The sequence below is a fragment of the Pacificimonas sp. ICDLI1SI03 genome, assembly GCF_054740865.1.
The window spans coordinates 883,932-904,880 of the sequence record NZ_JBSQAU010000002.1 but is presented as its reverse complement, the minus strand read 5'-3'; the positions used below and the strand labels follow the sequence as shown (position 1 = coordinate 904,880).

The following is a 20,949-nucleotide window of genomic DNA, read 5'->3' as shown; positions in this document are numbered from 1 at the left end:
TCCCGGTCATTTCAGGCCGATAGAAGAGCTTTCCATGCGCCCCTTCATCGCCCTCGCCCTTTTCCTGACCCTGCCCGGATGCCTGGCAAAGGCCGTCGCCGACACGGCCGTCGGCATCGTGAAGGTGCCCTACAAGGTCGGTTCAAAGGCCGTCGACCTCGCCACCGAGAGCGACGAGGAAAAGAACGAGAAATACATAAAGCGCGAACGCGAGCGCGCCGAGGCCGCCTGCGAAACCTGGGAGGTGAACCGCACCCAGGCCGAATATTGGGCAAAGAAATCCGGCGACTGGTCCAACGTTCCACCCCCGCCGAACGCCCATTGCGAGTAGCTGGTAGTTCGTCAACCTGAGCAAATGCAGAAACCCGGTAAAGCGAAATTTACGAAACCTATTACATCGGCGGATCGTTTGCCTCTGGCTATCGCGGTCGTTAATCTCGCATCGTTCTTACCTCATCGCCGCGGCCGGTCATTTCCCAGCGAATTAGGGAAATGGGAATGGAACCGGCAGCGCGAAAGCGATCATGGAAGGACTTGATATCGAACGCGGCACCTTCCTGCATTGCAACTTCTGACAGCAGCTTTTCCAGTTCCACTTTGCCCATGTAGTATCCGATTCCATAGCCAGGCTGGCGCAGATACAGTTCGATGTCGAACTGCGCGACGGCGTCGTTCTCCTCCATCCATTTCGGCGTACGGTCGATGAGCGACTCGTTAGCTTGTTTCCAAGTCCACTCGTTTTTTTGCATTTTTAGCTCGGGAAGAACGCGAGCGGCACGCTTGGCGCCGAGAATATAGTCGATCTCTCGGGTTTTCGGCAGATTTTCGAGCATACCCGCCTGCAGAATCATCTCCTCCAGGTAAAACGCCCAGCCTTCGGTACGTACGCCATTAACGAAAAAAAGTCGCGGGGCGCCACGTACCGGGCGATCGTCGCGCGCTGCCTGCAAGCTGTCGAAAGCGTGGCCTGGAAGATTGTGCGCGCGCAGAGGCCGCCCATCGCGAAACTCGGCCTGAAAGAAAAAATGCAAATCGAGGGGTGGATCGAACAGTCCCGGTTTCGATGGATCCTTCTCGAACGGAAATTGATAGGGGCCTTCATCCGGGTCATGCTTCACATAATCCGGGATCGTCACCCAGTCGCCGTCGCGCAGAAATGCTAATAGGTCCTCGTCCTCTTTCATGCGCTTTTCATCGAACTCGGCACGTGTTGTTACCGGGTCCGGCATTGCGATACTGCGATTGCGGTGCTCTTCGATTTTCAGAAAGGCAACCTGCCGCTGATATTCCCGCTCCCCAATGACCGCGATCTCCTCGGGCGTGTAGGGCAGCAATAGGACGTGGCGTAAGTACCACGCGTAATTGTCTTCGCCGACGCCTCCATGTGCGGGAAGGCCCGCCTCGATCTGCTGCAACCAAGCCTTGTAGTCGGCCGCCGCGGCTTTGGCGCGCTGTGCCGACGGTTCGAGAGCGGGCTGCAACTTCGCCGCGCTGGCGGCAAGCTCCCCATAGACGTTCTCCTCAACCTCTTTCTGTACGATGGCGAGGCGCGCAAGATCGCCTCTCGGATCGGTCAGATTTGCGCGCGCTTGTTTTAGCGCCTCTGGTACGGCGTCAAGTTTCGCCTTGAATTCAATTAACTCATCAGGGGTGAGTGGTAATTTCGGAATTGCTAGCGCTCCATGCATCTTGGGGCCAAAACCGAGATTGGTCGTGCTGTAATAGGCAGGGTCGCGTTTCCATGGTTCGACTACGCGATGCTGAAACTCCAGCCCGCGCATCTCTGCTAATACCACCATATAGTCGACGCGCTGCGCTATGGGCCAATCGCTATCGTCGATAGCCTTCATCCGCTTCTGAAGCTCTTTGAGTTGCTCAAATTGGCGCGCCATCGCGGCAGGAGAATAGTCCGGCACCCCGTTCACGACCGGCGGCGCTACAGAGCCGCGGAATTCCTCGTAGAGGGCAACCAAATCTGCATAATCGGCAGAAGCTGTTTTTGTCTGTGCAAAGGAAGGTGCTGCGGCCATGAGGAAGAAAGACGGCACCGTCATTAAAGCGAGCGCAAGTCGCAGCTTCAGCTTCATTATGCATCTCCCATTATATTCGAGATAGGTTTTTTCCGAAGCGGTTGTTCCGCAGTGTTAAAGAAGCGGGTCAGACGCTCCATTGCTTCTGTCACGCGCGCCTCTGATTCTGATCCGAAGCAGACCCGCAGATGCCCTTCCCCGGCAGCACCATAAAAGGAGCCGGATTCAACGACGACATGCGCCTCCGTCAAAATTGCCGTCGCGAGATCGTCCGACGCCCAGCCCGTTCCGCTTATGTCGGGAAAGGCATAAATCGTACCTTCCGGTTCCGCACAGATTACCCCAGGCATTTGATTAAGTGCCTGCACAACGATGTCGCGTTTGCGCCGATCCGCCTCCACCATCGCCCGCATCGCATCTTGTGGACCTTCGACAGCGGCACGCGCGCCTTCTTGAACAAATACATTGACGTGTGTGACATCGGTCATGGTGATACGCAAAATTGCCGGCATTAGCCGTGCATCGGCGGTCAGATAGCCGATCCGCCAGCCGTCCATGGAATAGGCTTTCGTGAAGGCGAAACAGGTTATCGTGCGTTCCCGCATCCTTGGCAGGCTTGCAATGCTAACATGCTGCGCATGCCCATAGGTAATATACTCATATACCTCGTCAGACAGCACGAGAAGATCGTGTTCGATCGCAAGGTCTGCGATGTGCTGTAGTTCTTGTGCGCTGTACACGCGGCCGGTTGGATTTGCTGGATTGATCAGGACGATCATCCGTGTTCGTTCAGTTATTTTCGCTGCAATTGCCGCTTTAGAAATCGAAAAATTATTTTCCTTATCGAGACCGGCGATTACCACCCTGCCCCCCGCGAGTTCCGTCTTAGCGATGTGCTGCGGATAATATGGGTCGAGCAGTATAACCTCATCCCCCGGATCGATTGCCGCCATGAAGGCCGCAAATGATGCATGCGTCAGTCCATTGGTGACCAGGATCTCATCAGGCCCGTAGTCGAGGCGGTTGAAGTCTTTCAGCTTTTCAGCGAGAGCCTGACGGAAGGAGAGGGTACCGCGAAAATCGCCATAGTGGACGACGCCGGCATCGAGCGCGGCCTTTGCCGCTTCCTTAATATGGGCCGGCGTATCGGCATGTGGCCTCCCAAACTCCAAGTGGATCAAATCGACGCCGTCCGCGTCAAGTTTGGATGCTTCGTCAAACATCCCAAAACTTTTTCTGGATGCCGCCGAAAGGCGCTGCGCCGGCCATTTCATATCACAACCTCCTTCATCACATTACATGTGAATAATTGCGTGATCTAGGATATTTTATGGCATTCGTCTCTGCCTCTTTTTTCGGAAAATTTTTGGGCGGCGGCTTTCCGAACGCACGTGCCCACCAGCGGATCGATGCGGCTCTGTTCACAATGCAGGCGAGCTGGGTTTTCGTACGTATAATTCGCATGGCGCGCAGCTAGGCAGCACAGCGAACACCCACCGCGTCGCAGTAATGATACACGCGACATGTCACGATGCGCGCGGAGGCTATTTCACTAATAATATTCGGCTATTGACCGGATAAAGCCATTGCAACCCGCGTTCGGTTACGACTCCATTGTCCTCCAGCGGAATCTTGACCTTCTGCGTCCCCCATTCAGGTACCGGGGTATAAAGAAAAAGCTCGATAGAAAGAAAATTACTGGGGCGTAGCAAGTAGGTCATTCGCAGCGGATTAAAATCGGCCATTGATGGACCGGAGCCATGCCCCAAATCCCCTACCGAGTGGCTGCCGATTACGACATCCGATACATTACCATCCTCGCTCGGATCGTCATAGCGACCCAGGACAAGCCCCGGCGTTTCTGAAATTCTTCGATTAACGGCAGCCAGCGCATCCCCGGCAGTAACACCGGGCCGGATGACGTCGAGGATCATCTGCCGAATTTCGATCGCCTTTTCGAACGCACGCTGCACACCGGCCGGCGGTGCGTTTTCGCTTGGTTTCAGCACATAGGCCATGCGCTTCATATCAGTGTAAGCAAGGAGGTAATTGACGCCCCAGTCCATGGTGATCAGGTCACCCGGCCGGATTATATGATCCCCGGACACCGGCCCCCGCTCACCCGGCCCAAGGACGTAAATGCTGGGTATTCCGAAGCTGCTACCAAGCCCTTCCTTTTGCAGCTCTTCCATCATCCACCACGCGACATCGCCAGTCGTCGTATGGCCAGGCTCGATTACCTCATTCGACAGCGCTCGTTCGGCAATCGTCCGCGAATATTCACCGGCGCGCGCAAATGCCGCGATCTCTGTGACGGTATGCCGGGAACGGAAATCAGAAACCAGCTTCTCTGCCGATACCAGCCGTGCCGACAAGTCCGCGCCCAGCGCTTCACGCAACTTCCCGTGCTGGGAATAGCTGAGGCCATCGGCAGTGCCAATTTCACTCGCGATATTGATTCCGATGCGTTCTGGATCGCGCTCTTCCACGAATTTGCGCAGACCGGCTGGTGCAGTTTTGATGTCATATAGGGGGCATTGGTCGAACAATGCGCCCCCTATACCCATCGCCGCGCGTTCGATCCGATCTTCGCCAAGGTCGGTAAACACGTAATAACCAATGTCGCCAACATATCCGCCGCCGAGTGTTTCAGCGTTCGGGTCCGCATGACCTTCGCGCGACGCCACGATCCACATGTCGATGCCGTTTTCGCGCATTACCTTCGGCAAGATCAGGTCAAGCTTGTCCTTGCGAATCTGGCAAAGCTGCTCCCAGCGCTGCTGCGCTTCCAGAGTCATTGCCGACCCCGGAGCTGCTGATAACAACACAGCGCCGACAAGAACTAGTCGATATAAAGCCCAGCGCATACCACCCCCTCCTCTCACCTAGCCTCGCCCAGGGTCGGACCCGATCATATCAATATTCACGCGATTAATAGCTAATTTTCGTGAATCTTCAATATTGAGGACCTATATGGCTGATCAGGACGGGCCGCCTTTGTCCGACTGGTTAACCGGGTCATCGTCAGGACGCGATGGCGACCATTGGCGACCCCTTGAAGGCGTTAAAGCACATTGCAGGTAACGAGGATTAGAGGCTTGATTCATGGCTAAATCGGTGAAGGCGCTCGCTCTCCCATCCAAAACTGCTTGATCGAGCAAGGCATTCGAGGAAAATATGAATAAAATATCAGTGCGCAAATCGATAATGAGAGCAGGGGAGATGATGGAAGATCGTAGTGATTATGATCCGAGCAGCCCGGCATTCCGGTTGGAAAACTCTCCATTTTATTTGATGACACACGCGGATTTCAAATATCATGAAGATATGGACAAGGTACTGCACAAGCATGGCGTGTCCAAGCCTATTTATCGCGTGCTTACGGTGTTGCGTGAGCAAGAGCCTGCAAGTATCGGGGCTATTGCTGAGGCGGCGCTGACGAAGAGGTCTACTATCAGCCGCATCATCGACCGAATGGTCGAACAGGGGCTCGTTTCCACCGGACCCAATCCCGATGATAACCGTGTAACTGAGGTCAGATTGACTTCGATGGGCCAGCAAACGCTACGCAAGCTGACACCGATCGTCGGCCGGCAACTCGCCCGCGCAATGGAAGGCGTTAGTAACGAAGACATCGATCATCTATTGCGAACGCTCAAAAAGATCAGCGCAAATCTTAGCAAGCTTCCGATCGAATAGTCCCCTGCACTCAGCGGGCCGGTTCATCTACTACGATTTTGCCGTCCGCGATGACGTAACGAACGTCTCTAAGATTATCTAGAGAATCCAATGGATTTTTGCCGACGATCAGAATATCGGCGATTTTTCCCTGTTCCAATGTCCCCAGCTTATCGCCCATGCGCATGATTTCGGCTCCAACACGGGTCGCCGAAGCCAGCACATCCGCGTTGGTCATCCCCGCCTCGCTTAGATAGGCAAGTTCGCGGAAATAGGCGTCTGGATATCTAATCTCGTTCTCAAACGGAATGTCGGTGCCGACGCCAATTTGAACCCCGCTTCGATACGCCTCCGCGACGCGGTCCAGATGATCCTGCTGATCTATCACGAAACGGCGAGAATGCGTGTGATAAAAGCCGCCGGTCGGAATGCCTGCGGTCGGGTAGCCCCCGGTCAGCAAATTGTCGAAAGCACCGATCGTCGGCACGAAGGCAGTTCCATGTCTCTTCATCAGCGGCACGGCATCGTCGGACAATGCCAGCGGATGTTCAAGCGTATCAACCCCTGCCTCAATCGCCCAATCGGTGTACTTGCCATAACTATCTATCGCGACGGGCACCCCCAATGAGTGCGCCTCCTCGATGGCGGCGGCGATTTCTTCCTTATTGGCCGGTGCGCCCAGCTTGATCCAATCGACTAGGCTTCGCACCTCGTTCCGAACCGCAGCGCGCCATTCCCACGGGCCATTAAAACCTTTTGTAGGGCCCCCAAACGCAGGTTTCTGTCGGCCAGTCGCAGTCGAGGTTACTTCATCACCGTGACCTCCAGTGCTGGAAATTATGCTTCCGCTCCATAGAACCCGCGGACCTGTAATGATTTCGCGATCGACAGCCTCCTTGATCCGCAAGGCTACATCGTCAACGGTGCCCACATCCCTGACCGCGGTAATGCCCGCGCTGATCAACTGCTCGGCGAGCGCGACGCCACGAATGGCAGCACCTGCGGCGCTATCTGAATATCTACCAAAATCTTCGCCGCGCTGCTGCGTGAAATGAATGTGCAGGTCGATCAGGCCAGGCAGAATATAAAGGCCGGTGGCATCAATGGTTTTTGCCGAACCTGCGGGGAGAGGCGTGGACCGGGCAGGGCCTGCGGCAAGTATCCGATCGCCCTGCATGACGATGACAGCATCCTCGATCGCCTCGCCCCCGCGTCCGTCAATAAGGGTGCCTCCCGTCAGCACCATGATAGGTTCTTGGCTTCGGTCCACTGGAGGGATGGGCAAACGGCGGACGTCATCCGTGGTCGCCGGAATGGCGCGCGGCGCAGCATGCGCCGGGGCGAGCGATACACCGGCGCCAACCAGCAGGCCCACGCAAAGAGCGGTTCCCTTCAAAAGTTCACAAGTCCTTCGGAATAAACCAGCTTGCAGCATAATCGCCCCCTCGCGTGAATTTACACATGATTTATGTCGTTATTTTGTTGACAACACAAGGGGGGTTTGGTTTGCCAAGGACCCACTCCATGCGATCGCGATGGGACGAGTGCGTTATGCGAGAGTCGATATCGCAGACGAAGCTGCAGGAGGAGTTGAGGCAGGCAATGGCGTTGGCCCAGGGCGGAGATTTCCGCCGTGCAGAGGCCTGTCTAAACCGAATACTCGCTGCCGCGCCTACGGACCCGGACGCCCTGCAATTGCTGGGAATGGTAGCGCGGAAACGTGGCGATCAAATTGCGGCCGCCAAACTGTTTCGCCAGTCTTTGGCCGCCCGTCCCCACCAATATCATGTCCTGAACAATCTGGGCAATTGTCTCATTGACCTTGGTCGTCCTGAGGAAGCGGCCCGCGCTTACACGCAGGCGTTGGAACTGAAATCAGATTATATTGACGCACGACTTAACCTGGCCCTGGCGCAAATGGCGCTTGGCCATCCTTCAACCGCGTATGAAACAGTGAAACCCCTTGCCCGCGTCCGGCCAGAAGACGCCCGGGTCTGGGGAATTCTCGGTCAGGCGCTTGGTGCAATGAACGCAGGCGGCCGTGCCGTCGACGCCTATCAGACGGCGCTGCGATTACGCCCCGGGCATGCCCCTTGGCTTCACAATCTTGCACTGGCGCTTCGAAGCGTCGGACGTGCGGAGGAGGCCCTGCCCATCCTTTCCAGTTGCGCGATCAGGTCCCCCTCAGATGCAAGAATCCATTATAATCTGGGCAATTGTCTACAGGATCTGGGGCACATCAAGGAAGCGGAGGCGGCCTATCGCCGCGCCTTGCAACTAACACCCACCGATGTTGCTGTGCATGATTCCCTCTGCCGTTTGCTTTGGCAGCATGGTCAAAGGGGCGATCATTTGAAAAGCTATCGCGCAGCCCTCGTAGAGCATGGCGATGATCCTGGTCTGCTTACAGGCCTCGCCTATCAGCTGACGCTAGGGGGAGACGCGCAGGAAGCGGTGAACCTGCTCGCGCCGGCGGCAGAGTGTGGCGTGGGCGGCGCCGATCTTCAATATCGGCTCGGGCAGGCACTGTGGTCTGCTGGCAAACCCGACAAGGCTTGCAACGCTTTTGATCGCGCTCTCTCTTACGATCCTGAGCATGCAGCAACGCTGAAAGAATCCGCCCGCTCTCTTATTATCATGGACCGGACCCACGATGCAGTCGAACGGATCAAACGCCGGCTTGCTGCAGACCCCGCAGATCAACAGGCCCTGGCGCTGCAGGGAATTGCCTGGCGCCTCTCCGGTGATACCCGTGCAGCCGCCCTACACGATCCGGATTTAATCGGAACATTTGCGCTGAAGCCGAGCGATGGCGACGCCGCGACATTCAATCAGCACCTCGACACTGTGTTGACGGGGCTGCACCACGGACGACAGCACCCCCTCGAGCAAACACTTCGCGGCGGCACCCAGACCACCGACGATCTATTCACTCGCGCTCTGCCGGAGGTGGCAGCGGTGCGAACCATGATAGAGCATGCCGTCCACGACTATATATCGGGACTGCCCGATGATCCCGCCCATCCCTTTTTATGCCGCAAGACGTCCAATTTCGCTTTTTCGGGATCTTGGTCTGTACGCTTATATGGCGGTGGTCATCACACAAACCATATCCATCCAGAAGGTTGGGTGAGCGCGGTCTATTACGTTGCGCTTCATGACGCGGCACCTGCCGGTAGGGAGGGTTGGCTAAAATTCGGAGAGTCAGGACTGAACCTAGGTGACCGGGAAGAGCTGTTATGCGCTGTTCGGCCGGAGACCGGACTGCTCGTTCTGTTTCCATCCTATTTCTACCACGGCACTTACCCCTTTTCGGGAAATGGGCACCGTACGACGATCGCCTTCGACATCATCCCGGCACGCTGACCGAAGGCGCAGATTACCCGGCGGCGCGGCGCAGCGATCGCCAGCAAAGCGCACTCTCTAGCGCGGCGTTGCGGCAATCCAAGCATCCACTTTTGCCTCCAGCATCGTCATAGGCAATTGCCCTTGTGCCAAGATGAGATCGTGGAAGGCGCGAACGTCGAAGCGAGTGCCGAGGGCCTCCTCGGCGCGCTGGCGCAGTTCGACAATTTTCAATTCGCCAACCTTATACGCAACCGCACCGCCCGGCGCGCCGATATAACGCGCTAGTTCGGTATCTATGTTGATATCGGCAAGCGCCGTGTTTTCCGCAAAGCATTCGCGCGCTTTATCATAGTCCCACGCCATGACGTGGATGCCGGTATCGACGACCATTCGGCACGCCCTCCACATTTCATTCGAAAGGCTCCCGAATTTTTCATATGCATCACGATAGACCCCCATTTCGTGTCCCAGCCTTTCGGCATAAAGCGCCCAGCCCTCGCGGAAGGCCAGTAGATCGCGTGCGCGCCGGAACGAAGGCAGCGAACCATTCTCTCTGTTCAAAGCCCCATGCGTATGATGACCGGGCGCCGCCTCATGCAGGCTAAGCGCTGGCACCTCGTACAAGGGGCGTTGATCGAGGTGCGAGGTGTTGACAACGAAGGTTCCGGCAAACCCTTTCGCAAAATCACCGCCCCCGCCGCCCCGCGCAGTCGTATAGCCTTCTTCAAGGTCGCGCGGCACCGGAACGATTGTGAACGGCTGGCGGGGCAGAATGGAAAAATAACCGGGCAGGACGCCATCAATGCGTTTTGAGGCAGCGGCATATTTTTCGATCAATTCCTCCCGGCTCTCGGCGTAAAAGCGGGAATCGGTACGTAAAAATTTTAACCAGTCGGCAAATGTGCCTTCAAAACCAGTCGAGGCGATCACCTCATCCATAGCGGCGCGAATGCGCTCGACCTCTGACAGGCCGAGCTCGTGAATTTCCTCGGCCGTCAAATCTGTCGTCGTATAATAACGCAGAAGAAAGTCATAATAGGCGCGACCGCCCGGTATTTCGGCAATGCCAAGCCCTTTGCGCGCCTTGGAACGGTAGGGACCATCGATATAGGCCAATGCCGCTTGCTGCGCGGGACGAATTTCCCTCTCGATCAGCTTCTGCGCATCGGCGGCAATTGCAGGATATGCCTTCAAAGGGTCGAGCATCGGATCGTCTGCGACCGGCCGGGCAACCTGATTGCGCAGCGTTTCAACGGCGACGTCGATCACCACTGCCGGGTGCGTCCACCCGGTCTCAACTCCGCGCTCCAGATTTGCACGTTGCTCAGAAAAATAGCCGGGTATGCCGCCCATCCGGGCCACCCACTCTTGCGCTTCGGCTTCGGACCGCAGGTTTAACCCTCGCGCCAATGCGTAGGGTGTATTGTAGAACCCCTCATGCGCAACGAACGAAAAACGCCGCTCATCGAAGTTTATTCCTTCGATCCGCCAGCCGATCAGTTCACGCAGATAGTCGCGATTGACCCGATCCTCATCCACAAGGGAAGAATCGTCGAGCGCATCGAGTTCCGCTGCGATTTGGGTCAGAATTATCTTTCGACTTTCCATACCCGAAGGCGTTTCGTTCGGCCAACCGGTGCGCGATCGGGACGGGTCTGATCGTCCGGCTTCCATTGGATAATCATCGGCAAAACGCTCGTAGCGTTCCGCAAGCTCGGAAAAGCCGGGCTCACCGGCGCCCAATAATAGCAAACTCGTGCCGCACAGCGAAAGCGCACGGCCGCAGCGGCGTTTTATGCTAGATGTCCAAAGTGCCATTCCGGCTTCCTTTCATCACAGACTGCCGCACCACGCCGCATTACGACAGGTCAGGCGGGGAGAGATCCCGTCGCGGACCAGAACCACTATGCTGACTTCGAATTGATCCTCGACAAATACGCCATCGACATGAGCAGCTTTGGCAACATGGCCGCGGCAGAATAGAAGCGGATTGGCTTGGGTTTCCGCATCCGCACCGACAAGGATTCCGAATCCCCGGTGGCCAGCATGGCGGCGACTTCTGCGCCGAGAACCGTGTTGGTGGCGATACCGCGACCATTACACGCCTGAATTGATATCGCGTCATCCCCCAAATCATATACTTCTGGCAGGAAGGATGTGTTCACCCATGCCACACCGCGCCACAGGTGGCCGATATCGGGATCGCGCATCGTTTCGAAATGCTCCCTCAAGCGGCTCCTCGCCTCGCGGTAATATCCCTCGTCACCCTTCAGGAGGAACGACATGGGGAAGGCAGAGACAAGGTGACCATGATTGTCGATCCGCGCCGTAAACAAATAGGGCACCTTGTCGGTAAAGCCCCCTCCGTTCGGCAGGATTGCACGCCGCTGAGAGGGGTCCAGCGGGGTAGTAGCGAACTGTACGACATGGAGCGGCAGCGACGTTCTGCGCATAGCCGGATGCAGTGCCGCATTACCCCCATTGGCCGCCAGCACGACACGCGGTGCTCGGATCGTCCCCGACGACGTCTGACAGACCCAAACATCCTTTTCCCGGTTCAGGGCCCTTACCGTGCTATTCGTAAAGACGCGCGCACCATTCAACTGTGCCGAGCGGGCCAAGCCGCGAACGTAACCGAGGGGGTTTAGGCTACCTCCTTCTTCAAAACGGAGGGCGCCGCAATAGCGATCGGCGCCGAACAACTGCCGCACCTCCTCGCCTTCGACAAAGCTGACCTTATGACCACGCACGCGCCACTGGTTCGCGTATCGGCGCTGATCTTCGGCCAGAGAGGGTGTGTGTGACGGCGTATAGAAACCGTCCTGTCGCGCGCCACAATCGATGCCATAACGCGTAATCAGGTCGAACACATGTTGCCCCGATCGACCGATCATTCCAGTCAGGCGTTCGGCATCCTTGTGCCCCAGCACCGAGCGGATGCTTTCAGGAGAATGACGAATATAGTCGGGCGCCACAAGTCCGCCGCTCTGCCCGGTGGCCCCGTCGCCAGGCTGTCCGGCCTCCACCAGAGCGACGTCTATTCCTTTTTCGGCCAGGGAGAGTGCCGTGGACATTCCGGCAATACCGCCGCCGACCACAAGAACATCTGCCTGTTGATCGCCCGACAATGACGTGAACGCAGGCGCCCGCGCGGCCGTCGCCGTCCATAAGGAGCTCGTCAGCGCTGTCGCGGAACGCTGGCGCAGGTTCGCTTTCTTTTTCATCAGCGGGTCGAAAGAAGGGTGTATCGCAAGAAGGTGGAACCTCCTTGTGACGTCCATTGATCGGACCGGGTCATAATAGCGAACTTTCTGCTCGTCCGGGGTCGAACGCTAAATCTCTTCACGCATTAAATGGGGACGCTGGATCGCCGCGTTGCGTTTCCCGTGCGCCTGGAAAGGGCGACGAAAATCAGGACGAAGCAGAGCGCAACGGGGGTGTTCATGATCATTGGCAGCGACATCTCGTTATTGCCAACTATAGAGACGGCAATGAAGATTGCGGTGCCTTCTTGCCGCATCAGATGCTCGATCCCAATGGCGATATTTTCGCGCCGATTAAATCCCGCGAAGCGCACAATGGTCATCACCACCCCAACCATGATCACATTAAGGCCAATCGTTATCAACAACAACGTATTGAGATTTTCGCGCAAGATGGCCGCTTGATCGTAGAGGATCACACCGAACGATCCAAACAGGACGACGGTCGCAATATTCTTCAGATAGCGCTTTACCGAAATTGCAAAGCCCGGCCTCCAGGCGCGAACGACGAAGCCAATCGTAGCCGGCAGCAAGGTGATCGAAAAAATGTCCCAGAAAAACGAACCGATGGGTACGTTAATGTCCGTTTGCAGTGCCATGAAATGGAGGAGCGCGAAATGCGCGTAGAAAGGGACCAGGACGATATACAACATACTGACGATCAGTGTCATCGACATTGATAGCGCAAGATCGCCCTTGGCCATGTCGGTGAAAAGATTCGACAGCATCCCCCCTGGCGCCGTGGCAAGGAGGATGAAGCCAACTGCCAGGGCCGCAGTCGGCGCCACCGTAAGGGCAAGTGATAGACCAATTAGGGGCGGCACTATCAGCATCGAACATACGCCAAAGATCAGCGCCCGCTTGTTGCGAAACACCAGCCGAAAGTCATTCGCGGTCAACGAAAGGCCCATTGATGCCATGATTGCGATCAGCGAGCCTGGCAACAGCCAATTGCTCAGCAAGGACATCAGCTCGTTATAAGTCATGGCGCCCTCTTAGGCAGTTTCGAGCGAGAGCGTGCAGGCGCCGTTGCGCCGGACTGTGCTACATGCAGCCTGCGCCTCGGCCATGTCTTCCTCGAGAATGCGGGCGCAGACATTGGCTTGGATCCAGCCAAACGGCATAGCGAGCCGGCCCCCTCCGCCATAAAAAAGACCGATGTCGTAAAAGTCGCCGCCCGGGGGGAGCCCCTTCGTGCTGCCTTCCCTCAGATAGGCCAGAACGATATCGCCGGCTTCGGGAAAAGACGTTGCGTTTTCCGCAGGGATGACCGGTTGCTCGATGCCAGAAGGGAGCGTACCGGCCGGTATCGGAACGGATATTTCCGGGCCAGTCCAGATCGCATGCATTGCCGCGAAGCCGGCCTTGCGTTCGGCAAGGTCCCAAAGAAAGGCAGCCGATTTCGGCGCTAAATCGTCCAGCAGGCGGCAGCGCGCAGATAGGCGCGAATTCGGTTCAACTAATCTGATAACACGCATACCGCTTCCGCCTTCTCACCCACCATCGCCAAATATTCTTCTTTCAGAAGGGCAATGGGAACGTTGCCGTTCTGCCAAAGATAATCGTGAAAACAGCGCAGATCGAAGCTATCACCCTCGCGAACCCGTGCTTCCGCCAGAAACTCTGCAGTCTGCATCTTCCCGATTTGATAGCTAATCGCCTGACCTGGCGAAGCAGCGAAGAACACAGCTTCCTCTTTTGCCGTCCTGCGGTCCATTGGCACCATCGTCTCAAGATAGGTCGCCGCGTCTTCGATACTGAATTCGCCAAGCGCCAGTTTCACATCAACCTCGACGCGCAGCGCGCGTAAACGACCGAAATTATAAATGATCTCGCGGGTTTTTGGGTCGTCCGCCCACAACCCCGCCTGCAGCATCATTTCTTCCGCATAGAAGCCCGTGCCCTCGTTGGCGCCGCTATCGTAATAATGTCTGCGCAGCGGGTTTGGATGTTTCCAGCCGAGGGTAAGCTGAAAGAAGTGGCCTGGCACGCCTTCATGAACGATGATGGGCCTGGGGTCGCGCGCGATCGAAAGATTGAAATATCCGAGTTGGGGCGAAGGTTCAGGAAGATAAACAGTCGCATTCTGCCCCACACGCGTCCGATCCGTCAGATCGAACGTTCGCCCCAGCCAGCTTATCGGCGCCAAATATGGGGAGAATGGCTGCGCCCTGTAATGACCAGTCCATTCCGGAACCGTCAGTAACCTTTGGTCTCGCAGGAAATCACGAATTTTCAGCTCTTCGGCGTCAAGGCGCGCCGTCACCGCACCGATTGACTTGCCTATTGGCAGCTCAGCGATGTCCGCATTGCGGTTGCGTTCCAGCTCTTCGAACAACACCGAGCGAGCCCATTCCTGCCTGCCCATGATCAGCAGCTCGTCAGGCGAATAGGGATAGAGCGCGACGCTGCGCAAGAAGTAGCGATAGCTTTTCTTCCCGACCGCGGTACTTTCGGGCAGCCCAGCGCGCTTGGTTCTTAGATGGACTGCAAAGTTTGAAAACGCGGCTATTGCTTTTCCCGAGGCGGCGTCGAGACGTTCGCGCTGTGCCGACGTCGCATGAGGAGTCATCCCGTCGACCATGCCTCGCAGACTATTTGGGACTTCCGCAATCTCCTGCAGCGCCGCTTCGACGAATGGCGCGCGCATGTCGGTCAAATTGGCGCGGCCTGCAAGAAGGATGGCAGGTGCGTTTTCAAGGTGGCGGATGACGTCATCCACACGCGCGCTTTCAAGCGGGGGTGGTGGTAACAATATTTCAAAAATCGGATTAAGGGCCTGCGCTATATAAAAAGCTGGCTGCCGCCGCCACGCGGCGACGTGGTCGAGTTCCCAGCGTACGCGAGCGATCGCAGACCCAACCAGGCGATAGTCGACCTTCTCACTGATTGTCTGTGGCTCATTCGCCAAGCTCGCCCACTGCTTCTCAAACGCGGAGAGCTTGGCCTGCTGCGCAGCCACAGCCGCAGCCGACCAGTCTGGCGTCCAGTTTTCGGGACGAACAATTCGCGGAATATCATCGCTCGTTGCAGGTTGCGTGACGGCACGCCACGCCCAGAATTCAGCGCCGAGATTTTGTACCGCATCCTGCGCCGACGCAACTTGCGCCGTCAACAGCACAGCTACGGCAAACATTCCGGCAACTGTCCGCCGAAACATTTACTTACTGCCCTTCAATTTATCGTCGAAGAATTCGATCATTTTCTTAAAGGCGAAACGCGCCTGGGGCAGATTATCGCTTGCCCAGGCATGGTTGGCACCAGGCAGCGTGACCAGTTCGAACATCTGCTCGCGCTGCACCATGTCGCTGACCAACGCCATCGTGTCGGAATAGAGCACCACGGGATCGCGTGTCCCATGGATGATCATCAAAGGATCTTCGATGCCTTGTGCCTGATAGAGCGCAGACTGCGCTTCATAGCGACCGGGCATGTCGGTCCCTTCGGGCGGACCCATGATCCACATCTGTGACGGATAAGCGTGCCATACGTTGGTTGCAGGCGCCCCGGCAATCCCCGCAGCATAAACGCCAGGCTTCTTAGCGAGAGACATTAGTGTCATCAGTCCGCCATAGCTGGACCCCCAGATTCCCACTCGCTTCGGATCCGCGTAGCCCTTTTCGACGAGATAGCGGACCCCGCTTTCAAGATCATTGATGTCCGTTTCGCCATAGCTCTCATACTGGGTTTGGTTGTGGTCTCTGCCCTGACCCCATGATCCACGGATATTGACGTTCAGGACGATATAGCCCTGGGCCACGAAATATTGATCGAGGCCCCAAGTCGGGTGCGCACGTCGCCCGCCCCACTGATTTCGAACTGCATCCGAATAGACCGATCCGACAATCACGGGATATCGGTGCGCCGGGTTGTAGTTCGCAGGAAGGCTGAGCCGTGCGACGAGATTGGTACCATCGACATGGCTCGGAAATTCCACATAGCCAATATTTGCCCATGTCTGTTCATAGAATTCCGGCTGAGGCGATTTAGTTATTTGCGCGGCCACGCGCGGGCTGGCCGTATCGATCAGGTACAGTTCTGGCGGCGAGGTATCATTGCTGAACCAATCAGCCACATAACGGAAATTCGGGGAATAAACTGGTTCATGGGTGCCGCTGGTGTCACCGCTGACCCGCTCAATGGCACCGCCGGCTACCGGCACACGATAAAGCTGTCGCTCGGACAGGTAAAACTCGTTGGCGGTAAAATATAGCTGCTCGCTGCGCGCGTCGACTTCGAACGATGCTATCTCCCAGCTTCCACTGGTGATCTGTTGCGGCGACGCTCCCGCACTCCGCTGATGATAGAGGTGCAGCCAACCGTCGCGGTCCGTGAGAATGATCAGACCATCGTCATCCGGCGCCCACGCGACCTGCCAATCCGGACGCAAATGTTTGGGCTCGAAATGTTCGTAGAAGGTCTCACGTGCAGCAGACGCCACGTCGTAGACATAGACGGTATGCCGCTTCGCCTCCATATCCGATCCGCTAACGAACAGGCGCGTACCGTCGCTCGATAGACCATATCCCCAAATATGATGCTTCGCATCGGGCCGCGCGTAGAAACGCTGATCGCCCGACCCAACGTTCACGACACCGATTGTGGATTTGGTGGTTTCATCGCCTGGAAAGGCACGGATCACGCGATTATTCTGCAGACCATCTTTGGTATAATAAAAAATGTCGCGTTCGGGTATCTCGCGATCGTCGGATTGCTGAAATGCAATCGTCCTGCTGTCTTCTGCCCACTCAAAGCTCTCGACGTAGATTTTGGGATTGTCCTCGCCCGCAATCCGACGTGCCGCATTAGTGCCGGTCGCCGCGATATCGCGCACCCAGAGCACACCACCAGTGGCAACGCCGTTTTCTGATTCTACATCACTTCCAGAAATGAAGGCGAGCCGCGTACCGTCAGGCGACACAGCAAGCTTGCGTATGACGTGCTTGTCATCTTCGATCTTGGTGATCACACCATCAGCGTCACGAATATGAAGCTGGCCGCCGAGCGTAAAAGCGACGCGGCCTTCGCCAACAAAGACCGCCTGAGCGATCCCCTTCTCCTCCGCTTCCGGTTCGCTGTCACGCCCGATAAAGGTCAGACGGGTTTTCTGCTCCGTTTCGACAGAATAGGACCATATATCGCGAAAACTGTAGCCTTCGTCGTTCCACAGAAACAAGAATTGGGTACCGTCGGGTGACCAGCTATAGCCTTCCGGGCTAATGCCGATAAGGCTTTTATGCTGATAAAGTTCGTCGATCGACAGCGAAGTTCCCGCCACTTCCGATCCGCCATGTACCGGGGCATGCGGCGACGGGCGCTCCTGCGCTATTGCAGCCACCGACAAAAACAGCGCCGTGGCGGCTATGAACGACCTGAAAATCAACATTCTATCCACCTAGCCGAGGTTGCGCCTGCCCAATAGATGACGGGCCGGTCACGATGGCCTTTGCCAGCCGCGACCGACCGTTCTCAATCAGAAGTTTGAACGGAACCCGACAGTGAAGCGGCGCCCAATCGCGTCATATGTTTCCCGTTCATACAAATAGAATGGAGGGTCTCTATCAAAGAGATTGTCGATAGCGGCATAAAAGCTCGCATTCTCCATGACATTAAAGTTGGCGCTGAGATCGAAATAATGGACGTCCCCTGTTTCAGGCACCGCCAGCAAAGGAGCCTCTAGCTCGGCCGCCCTCGCGCCCGCGATACGACCATCCTTCGCTGAGCCGATAAAGCGATGGCGAAGTGAAACCTGCAATCTTTCCATATCCCATGTCAGACGCTGGGTGAGGCGCCACGTCGGGTTGGCCGTCGAGCAACTGCCACCCCCAATGTACCCCGCACAATCGACTGGGTTCGCAATTGGGCTGCCCTGGGTAACGGAGTCGATTAGGTAGGTTCCCGCTATGTAGTAGTTGAGGCTGCCTGCGGACCCGAGGTTGTGGCGATAGTCGAGGCGATAATCGATACCAGATGTTTCCAGGCTTGCGATGTTCGCATTCAGCAACGGAACATCGTAAAGCTGGCCGTCTGGCGTTCGATTGCCCAGCGGCACGCAGAAGACGTTATCTAGCGACAAATCGCTGTTACATGCGGTTATTACCGCTTGGAGGCCGCCGCCAAAGGAGCCGATAGCGTCCACGATTTTGATATTATAATAATCGACGGTCAACTGCAGGTTCGGTACAAAATCGGGGCGAATAACTGCACCCACGGACCACGTGTCGGATGTTTCTTCTTGCAGGTTCGGGTTGCCACCAGTGATCGCCCGGATCTGTTGATTTTCCTGCTGGAACACGTCGATGACTGCGCTCGGTATACCTAGTGCGTCGACACAGAAATCGCGCTCAGCGGCAGTGCGTTCCGGGGTCGCGTTGCAGAAGTCGACCGCCTGCGGCGCTGTGTTAGTGGCCCCCGAGAACAGCTCGACCACGTTAGGGGCACGCACCGCGCGTTGATAAAGGCCGCGGAATTTCAGCGAACGAACCGGCGAGTATTCGCCGCCCAGCTTGTACGACCAGACCGAACCAGCCGTCGAGTAGTCGGAGAAGCGGGCACCACCTTCAAATGCCAGCAGTTCGACGCCGGGCATGTCAGCCAAGAGCGGCACATAAAGTTCAGTATAAACCTCAGCAACGTCAAATGAGCCAGCGGTCGGACTGAGGCCGGCTGAGCGCGAGAGCGCCTTACCCATGACGTAAAGCTGGTCGGGGTCAAACGCTGAGCTTTCCTTGCGGTACTCGGCGCCCAGCGACACTCCTACGTCTCCGGCTGGCAGCGTGAAGAGCGAACCCGTGATGTTCGCGCCTACCTGCTTTTGCCGAATCGTCGTGATATTGGTCAGATCAGTATTGATATAATCAATCATCTCTGGCGTCAGCGAATTTAGGCCGAAAGGATTTAGAACCACACAGTCGGGATCGTCCGTGGCGCAGGAATAGGGATCGTTCGGATCTGTAAGAAAACCATTCGCGAAATTATCGATCAGAACGCCGCCACCCTGGACGTCGGTGACTTTCGTCTGGCCCTGATTGTAGAAGAGCTCCCAATTCAGCCGATCCGTGAGATCACCTTCCAATCCAACGACGAAGCGATAGAAATCGCGCGTCTGATCGCTGGTGCGCGACCCGCCATCCAGCAACCGACGGTTGATATTCACCGGAACAAGACTGTCTCCGTCCCCGTCCAGATTGGCGCTCAGAAAATCACGGAGTGTCGGATCAAGATAGGGATTACGGATATCCAGCTGGAAGCCCGGAATGAAGCCAGAGCTGCTCATCGGCACCGCGCCCAGCGTAGAATTGATCTTGCTGTGGACGTAGGAGCCTTCCCAAAACGCACTGACATTTTCGGTGACATCGTAATGACCGATGACCGTTCCCTGCCAGCGCTGCATCGGCATTTGCAGATTGGTGAAAGGACGGTCGTTGAAGCCGTCGCTCGGGCGATAGGCGCGCCAGCCCTCTGGCGCAAAAAAGATACCGGCCGTGCCGATGTTGTCGCCATAGGGGTCGGTCAGGCCGACCAACTGTGGGCTGAAAATGGTACCCTGTGGCGTGACGCCGTTGCCGGCCGGAATCAGGACGGGCTCCCCATCGACGATGGCGTCGTTAAAAAACTCGACGGCATGGTCTCGTGCAGCGCCCCGAACTTGGGCACGGTCAAAATAGCTGCCGTGGAAAACCATATTTCCGCGACCCTCGGCGAAATTGCCCCCGACCGTGAGGCCAAGATTCAGCCGTTCGGCATCCCCTTCTTCGCTAATCCCATAGGAACCGTCGATTTCCAATCCTTCGAAATCGTCCTTCATCACGAAGTTGACGACGCCGGCCATTGCGTCGGATCCATAAACCGCCGAGGCGCCGCCGGTTACGACTTCAACACGTGAGACCAGTGAGGGCGGGATCATGTTAAGGTCGACAACGCCATCCTGCGACGCGCCGACGATCCTGCGGCCGTTTTGCAGTACCAGAGTGCGAACTGCCCCCAAATTGCGGAGATTGACGGTGGCCGAACCATTGCCCGAATTGGATTGCGCACCAGCGCCCGAAACCGCCTGTGGAATGGCATTGAGAAGCTGTTCTGTCTCGTTGGTTACCGCGAGCTTGATTTCCTCTTCGCCAACCACATTCACAGGGCTGTTAGCCTGCACGTCCGGGCGCGGAATCCGCGATCCAGTGACGACGATCTCGGTGCCCTCGCCTTGCGCGACCGGAGCCTGCGCAAACGCCGCCCCCATCACCGCCATCGACATGAACAGTGCCGAGCCGCCTTTCAGCCCCGCCCGAAAACTTACCACCCGCTGCATAGCCATTTTGTAACTCCCTGTGTGAACACCCGCCCGAGATTGCCCGGAAATCGACGCTCCCCATCGTCATATCCGTGAACAGTCGTGTGATTTTGAGCATATCATCATTCATGCGTCAATTCTATGAAAAAAATAATGTGGCGCGATACTCATCGTCTTTGGATACCCTCGGTGGCTCCATACCTTTGAAATTAATAACCACGAAGGGTCGGCGGGATTTTTTAGATTCGGCGGACGTAGAGAGAGCGCACCATTTCCTGCGGATCGGGCTTCCGGATGAAAGGCGCGAAAGTCCGCGCGCAGAATGCTCGTAAAACTCGATCAG

General features: G+C 56.6%; 14 protein-coding genes. 3 read left to right on the top strand and 11 right to left on the bottom strand.

Annotated features, from left to right (window positions below; genetic code table 11):
* Nucleotides 1-34 precede the first annotated feature (34 nt).
* The gene (locus ACSMXM_RS16220) at nucleotides 35-331 is read left to right on the top strand and encodes a hypothetical protein (RefSeq protein WP_460317485.1); all 297 of its coding nucleotides are present in this window, start codon (nucleotides 35-37) and stop codon (nucleotides 329-331) included.
* 100 nt (nucleotides 332-431) lie between these two features.
* On the opposite strand, the gene ACSMXM_RS16215 is transcribed toward ACSMXM_RS16220, so the two are convergent.
* The 3 genes from ACSMXM_RS16215 to ACSMXM_RS16205 form a co-directional block, all read right to left on the bottom strand.
* Nucleotides 432-2,087, bottom strand: coding sequence for a DUF885 family protein (locus ACSMXM_RS16215; protein ID WP_460317484.1), 1,656 nt, complete (start codon nucleotides 2,085-2,087; stop codon nucleotides 432-434).
* On the bottom strand, nucleotides 2,087-3,304 hold the full coding sequence (locus ACSMXM_RS16210; RefSeq protein ID WP_460317483.1) for a pyridoxal phosphate-dependent aminotransferase: 1,218 nt from the start codon (nucleotides 3,302-3,304) through the stop codon (nucleotides 2,087-2,089). Before ACSMXM_RS16210 ends, ACSMXM_RS16215 begins: the two co-directional genes overlap by 1 nt.
* A 270-nt stretch (nucleotides 3,305-3,574) precedes the next feature.
* Nucleotides 3,575-4,828, bottom strand: a complete 1,254-nt coding sequence (locus tag ACSMXM_RS16205; protein ID WP_460317482.1) for a M24 family metallopeptidase — start codon at nucleotides 4,826-4,828, stop codon at nucleotides 3,575-3,577.
* Nucleotides 4,829-5,252: 424 nt separating this feature from the next.
* On the opposite strand from ACSMXM_RS16205, the gene ACSMXM_RS16200 reads away from it, so the two are divergent.
* Nucleotides 5,253-5,729, top strand: coding sequence for a MarR family winged helix-turn-helix transcriptional regulator (locus ACSMXM_RS16200; RefSeq protein ID WP_460317481.1), 477 nt, complete (start codon nucleotides 5,253-5,255; stop codon nucleotides 5,727-5,729).
* 10 nt (nucleotides 5,730-5,739) lie between these two features.
* Here ACSMXM_RS16200 and ACSMXM_RS16195 read toward each other — a convergent pair whose 3' ends face one another.
* Nucleotides 5,740-6,954: an amidohydrolase family protein gene (locus tag ACSMXM_RS16195; RefSeq protein ID WP_460317480.1), complete on the bottom strand. Its 1,215-nt coding sequence runs from the start codon at nucleotides 6,952-6,954 to the stop codon at nucleotides 5,740-5,742.
* A 305-nt stretch (nucleotides 6,955-7,259) separates the two neighbouring features.
* Between ACSMXM_RS16195 and ACSMXM_RS16190 the strand changes: the two genes are divergently transcribed.
* On the top strand, nucleotides 7,260-9,074 hold the full coding sequence (locus ACSMXM_RS16190; RefSeq protein ID WP_460317479.1) for a 2OG-Fe(II) oxygenase family protein: 1,815 nt from the start codon (nucleotides 7,260-7,262) through the stop codon (nucleotides 9,072-9,074).
* Between the two features lie 57 nt (nucleotides 9,075-9,131).
* On the opposite strand, the gene ACSMXM_RS16185 is transcribed toward ACSMXM_RS16190, so the two are convergent.
* The 7 genes from ACSMXM_RS16185 to ACSMXM_RS16155 all read right to left on the bottom strand — a co-directional run bounded on the left by ACSMXM_RS16185 (nucleotide 9,132) and on the right by ACSMXM_RS16155 (nucleotide 20,630).
* Nucleotides 9,132-10,874, bottom strand: a complete 1,743-nt coding sequence (locus tag ACSMXM_RS16185) for a DUF885 domain-containing protein (RefSeq protein ID WP_460317478.1) — start codon at nucleotides 10,872-10,874, stop codon at nucleotides 9,132-9,134.
* A gap of 86 nt (nucleotides 10,875-10,960) precedes the next feature.
* Nucleotides 10,961-12,280 (bottom strand): NAD(P)/FAD-dependent oxidoreductase, encoded by a 1,320-nt coding sequence (locus ACSMXM_RS16180; RefSeq protein WP_460317477.1) that lies wholly within the window; start codon nucleotides 12,278-12,280, stop codon nucleotides 10,961-10,963.
* 125 nt (nucleotides 12,281-12,405) lie between these two features.
* The gene (locus ACSMXM_RS16175) at nucleotides 12,406-13,305 is read right to left on the bottom strand and encodes a bile acid:sodium symporter family protein (protein WP_460317476.1); all 900 of its coding nucleotides are present in this window, start codon (nucleotides 13,303-13,305) and stop codon (nucleotides 12,406-12,408) included.
* Between the two features lie 9 nt (nucleotides 13,306-13,314).
* Nucleotides 13,315-13,797, bottom strand: coding sequence for a DUF3830 family protein (locus tag ACSMXM_RS16170; RefSeq protein ID WP_460317474.1), 483 nt, complete (start codon nucleotides 13,795-13,797; stop codon nucleotides 13,315-13,317).
* Nucleotides 13,779-15,455, bottom strand: coding sequence for a DUF885 family protein (locus ACSMXM_RS16165; protein ID WP_460317473.1), 1,677 nt, complete (start codon nucleotides 15,453-15,455; stop codon nucleotides 13,779-13,781). The genes ACSMXM_RS16170 and ACSMXM_RS16165 overlap by 19 nt, the downstream gene beginning before the upstream one ends.
* Before the next feature lie 24 nt (nucleotides 15,456-15,479).
* Nucleotides 15,480-17,705, bottom strand: a complete 2,226-nt coding sequence (locus tag ACSMXM_RS16160) for a prolyl oligopeptidase family serine peptidase (RefSeq protein ID WP_460317472.1) — start codon at nucleotides 17,703-17,705, stop codon at nucleotides 15,480-15,482.
* An 87-nt stretch (nucleotides 17,706-17,792) separates the two neighbouring features.
* Nucleotides 17,793-20,630: a TonB-dependent receptor plug domain-containing protein gene (locus tag ACSMXM_RS16155; protein ID WP_460317470.1), complete on the bottom strand. Its 2,838-nt coding sequence runs from the start codon at nucleotides 20,628-20,630 to the stop codon at nucleotides 17,793-17,795.
* Between the last annotated feature and the right edge of the window lie 319 nt (nucleotides 20,631-20,949).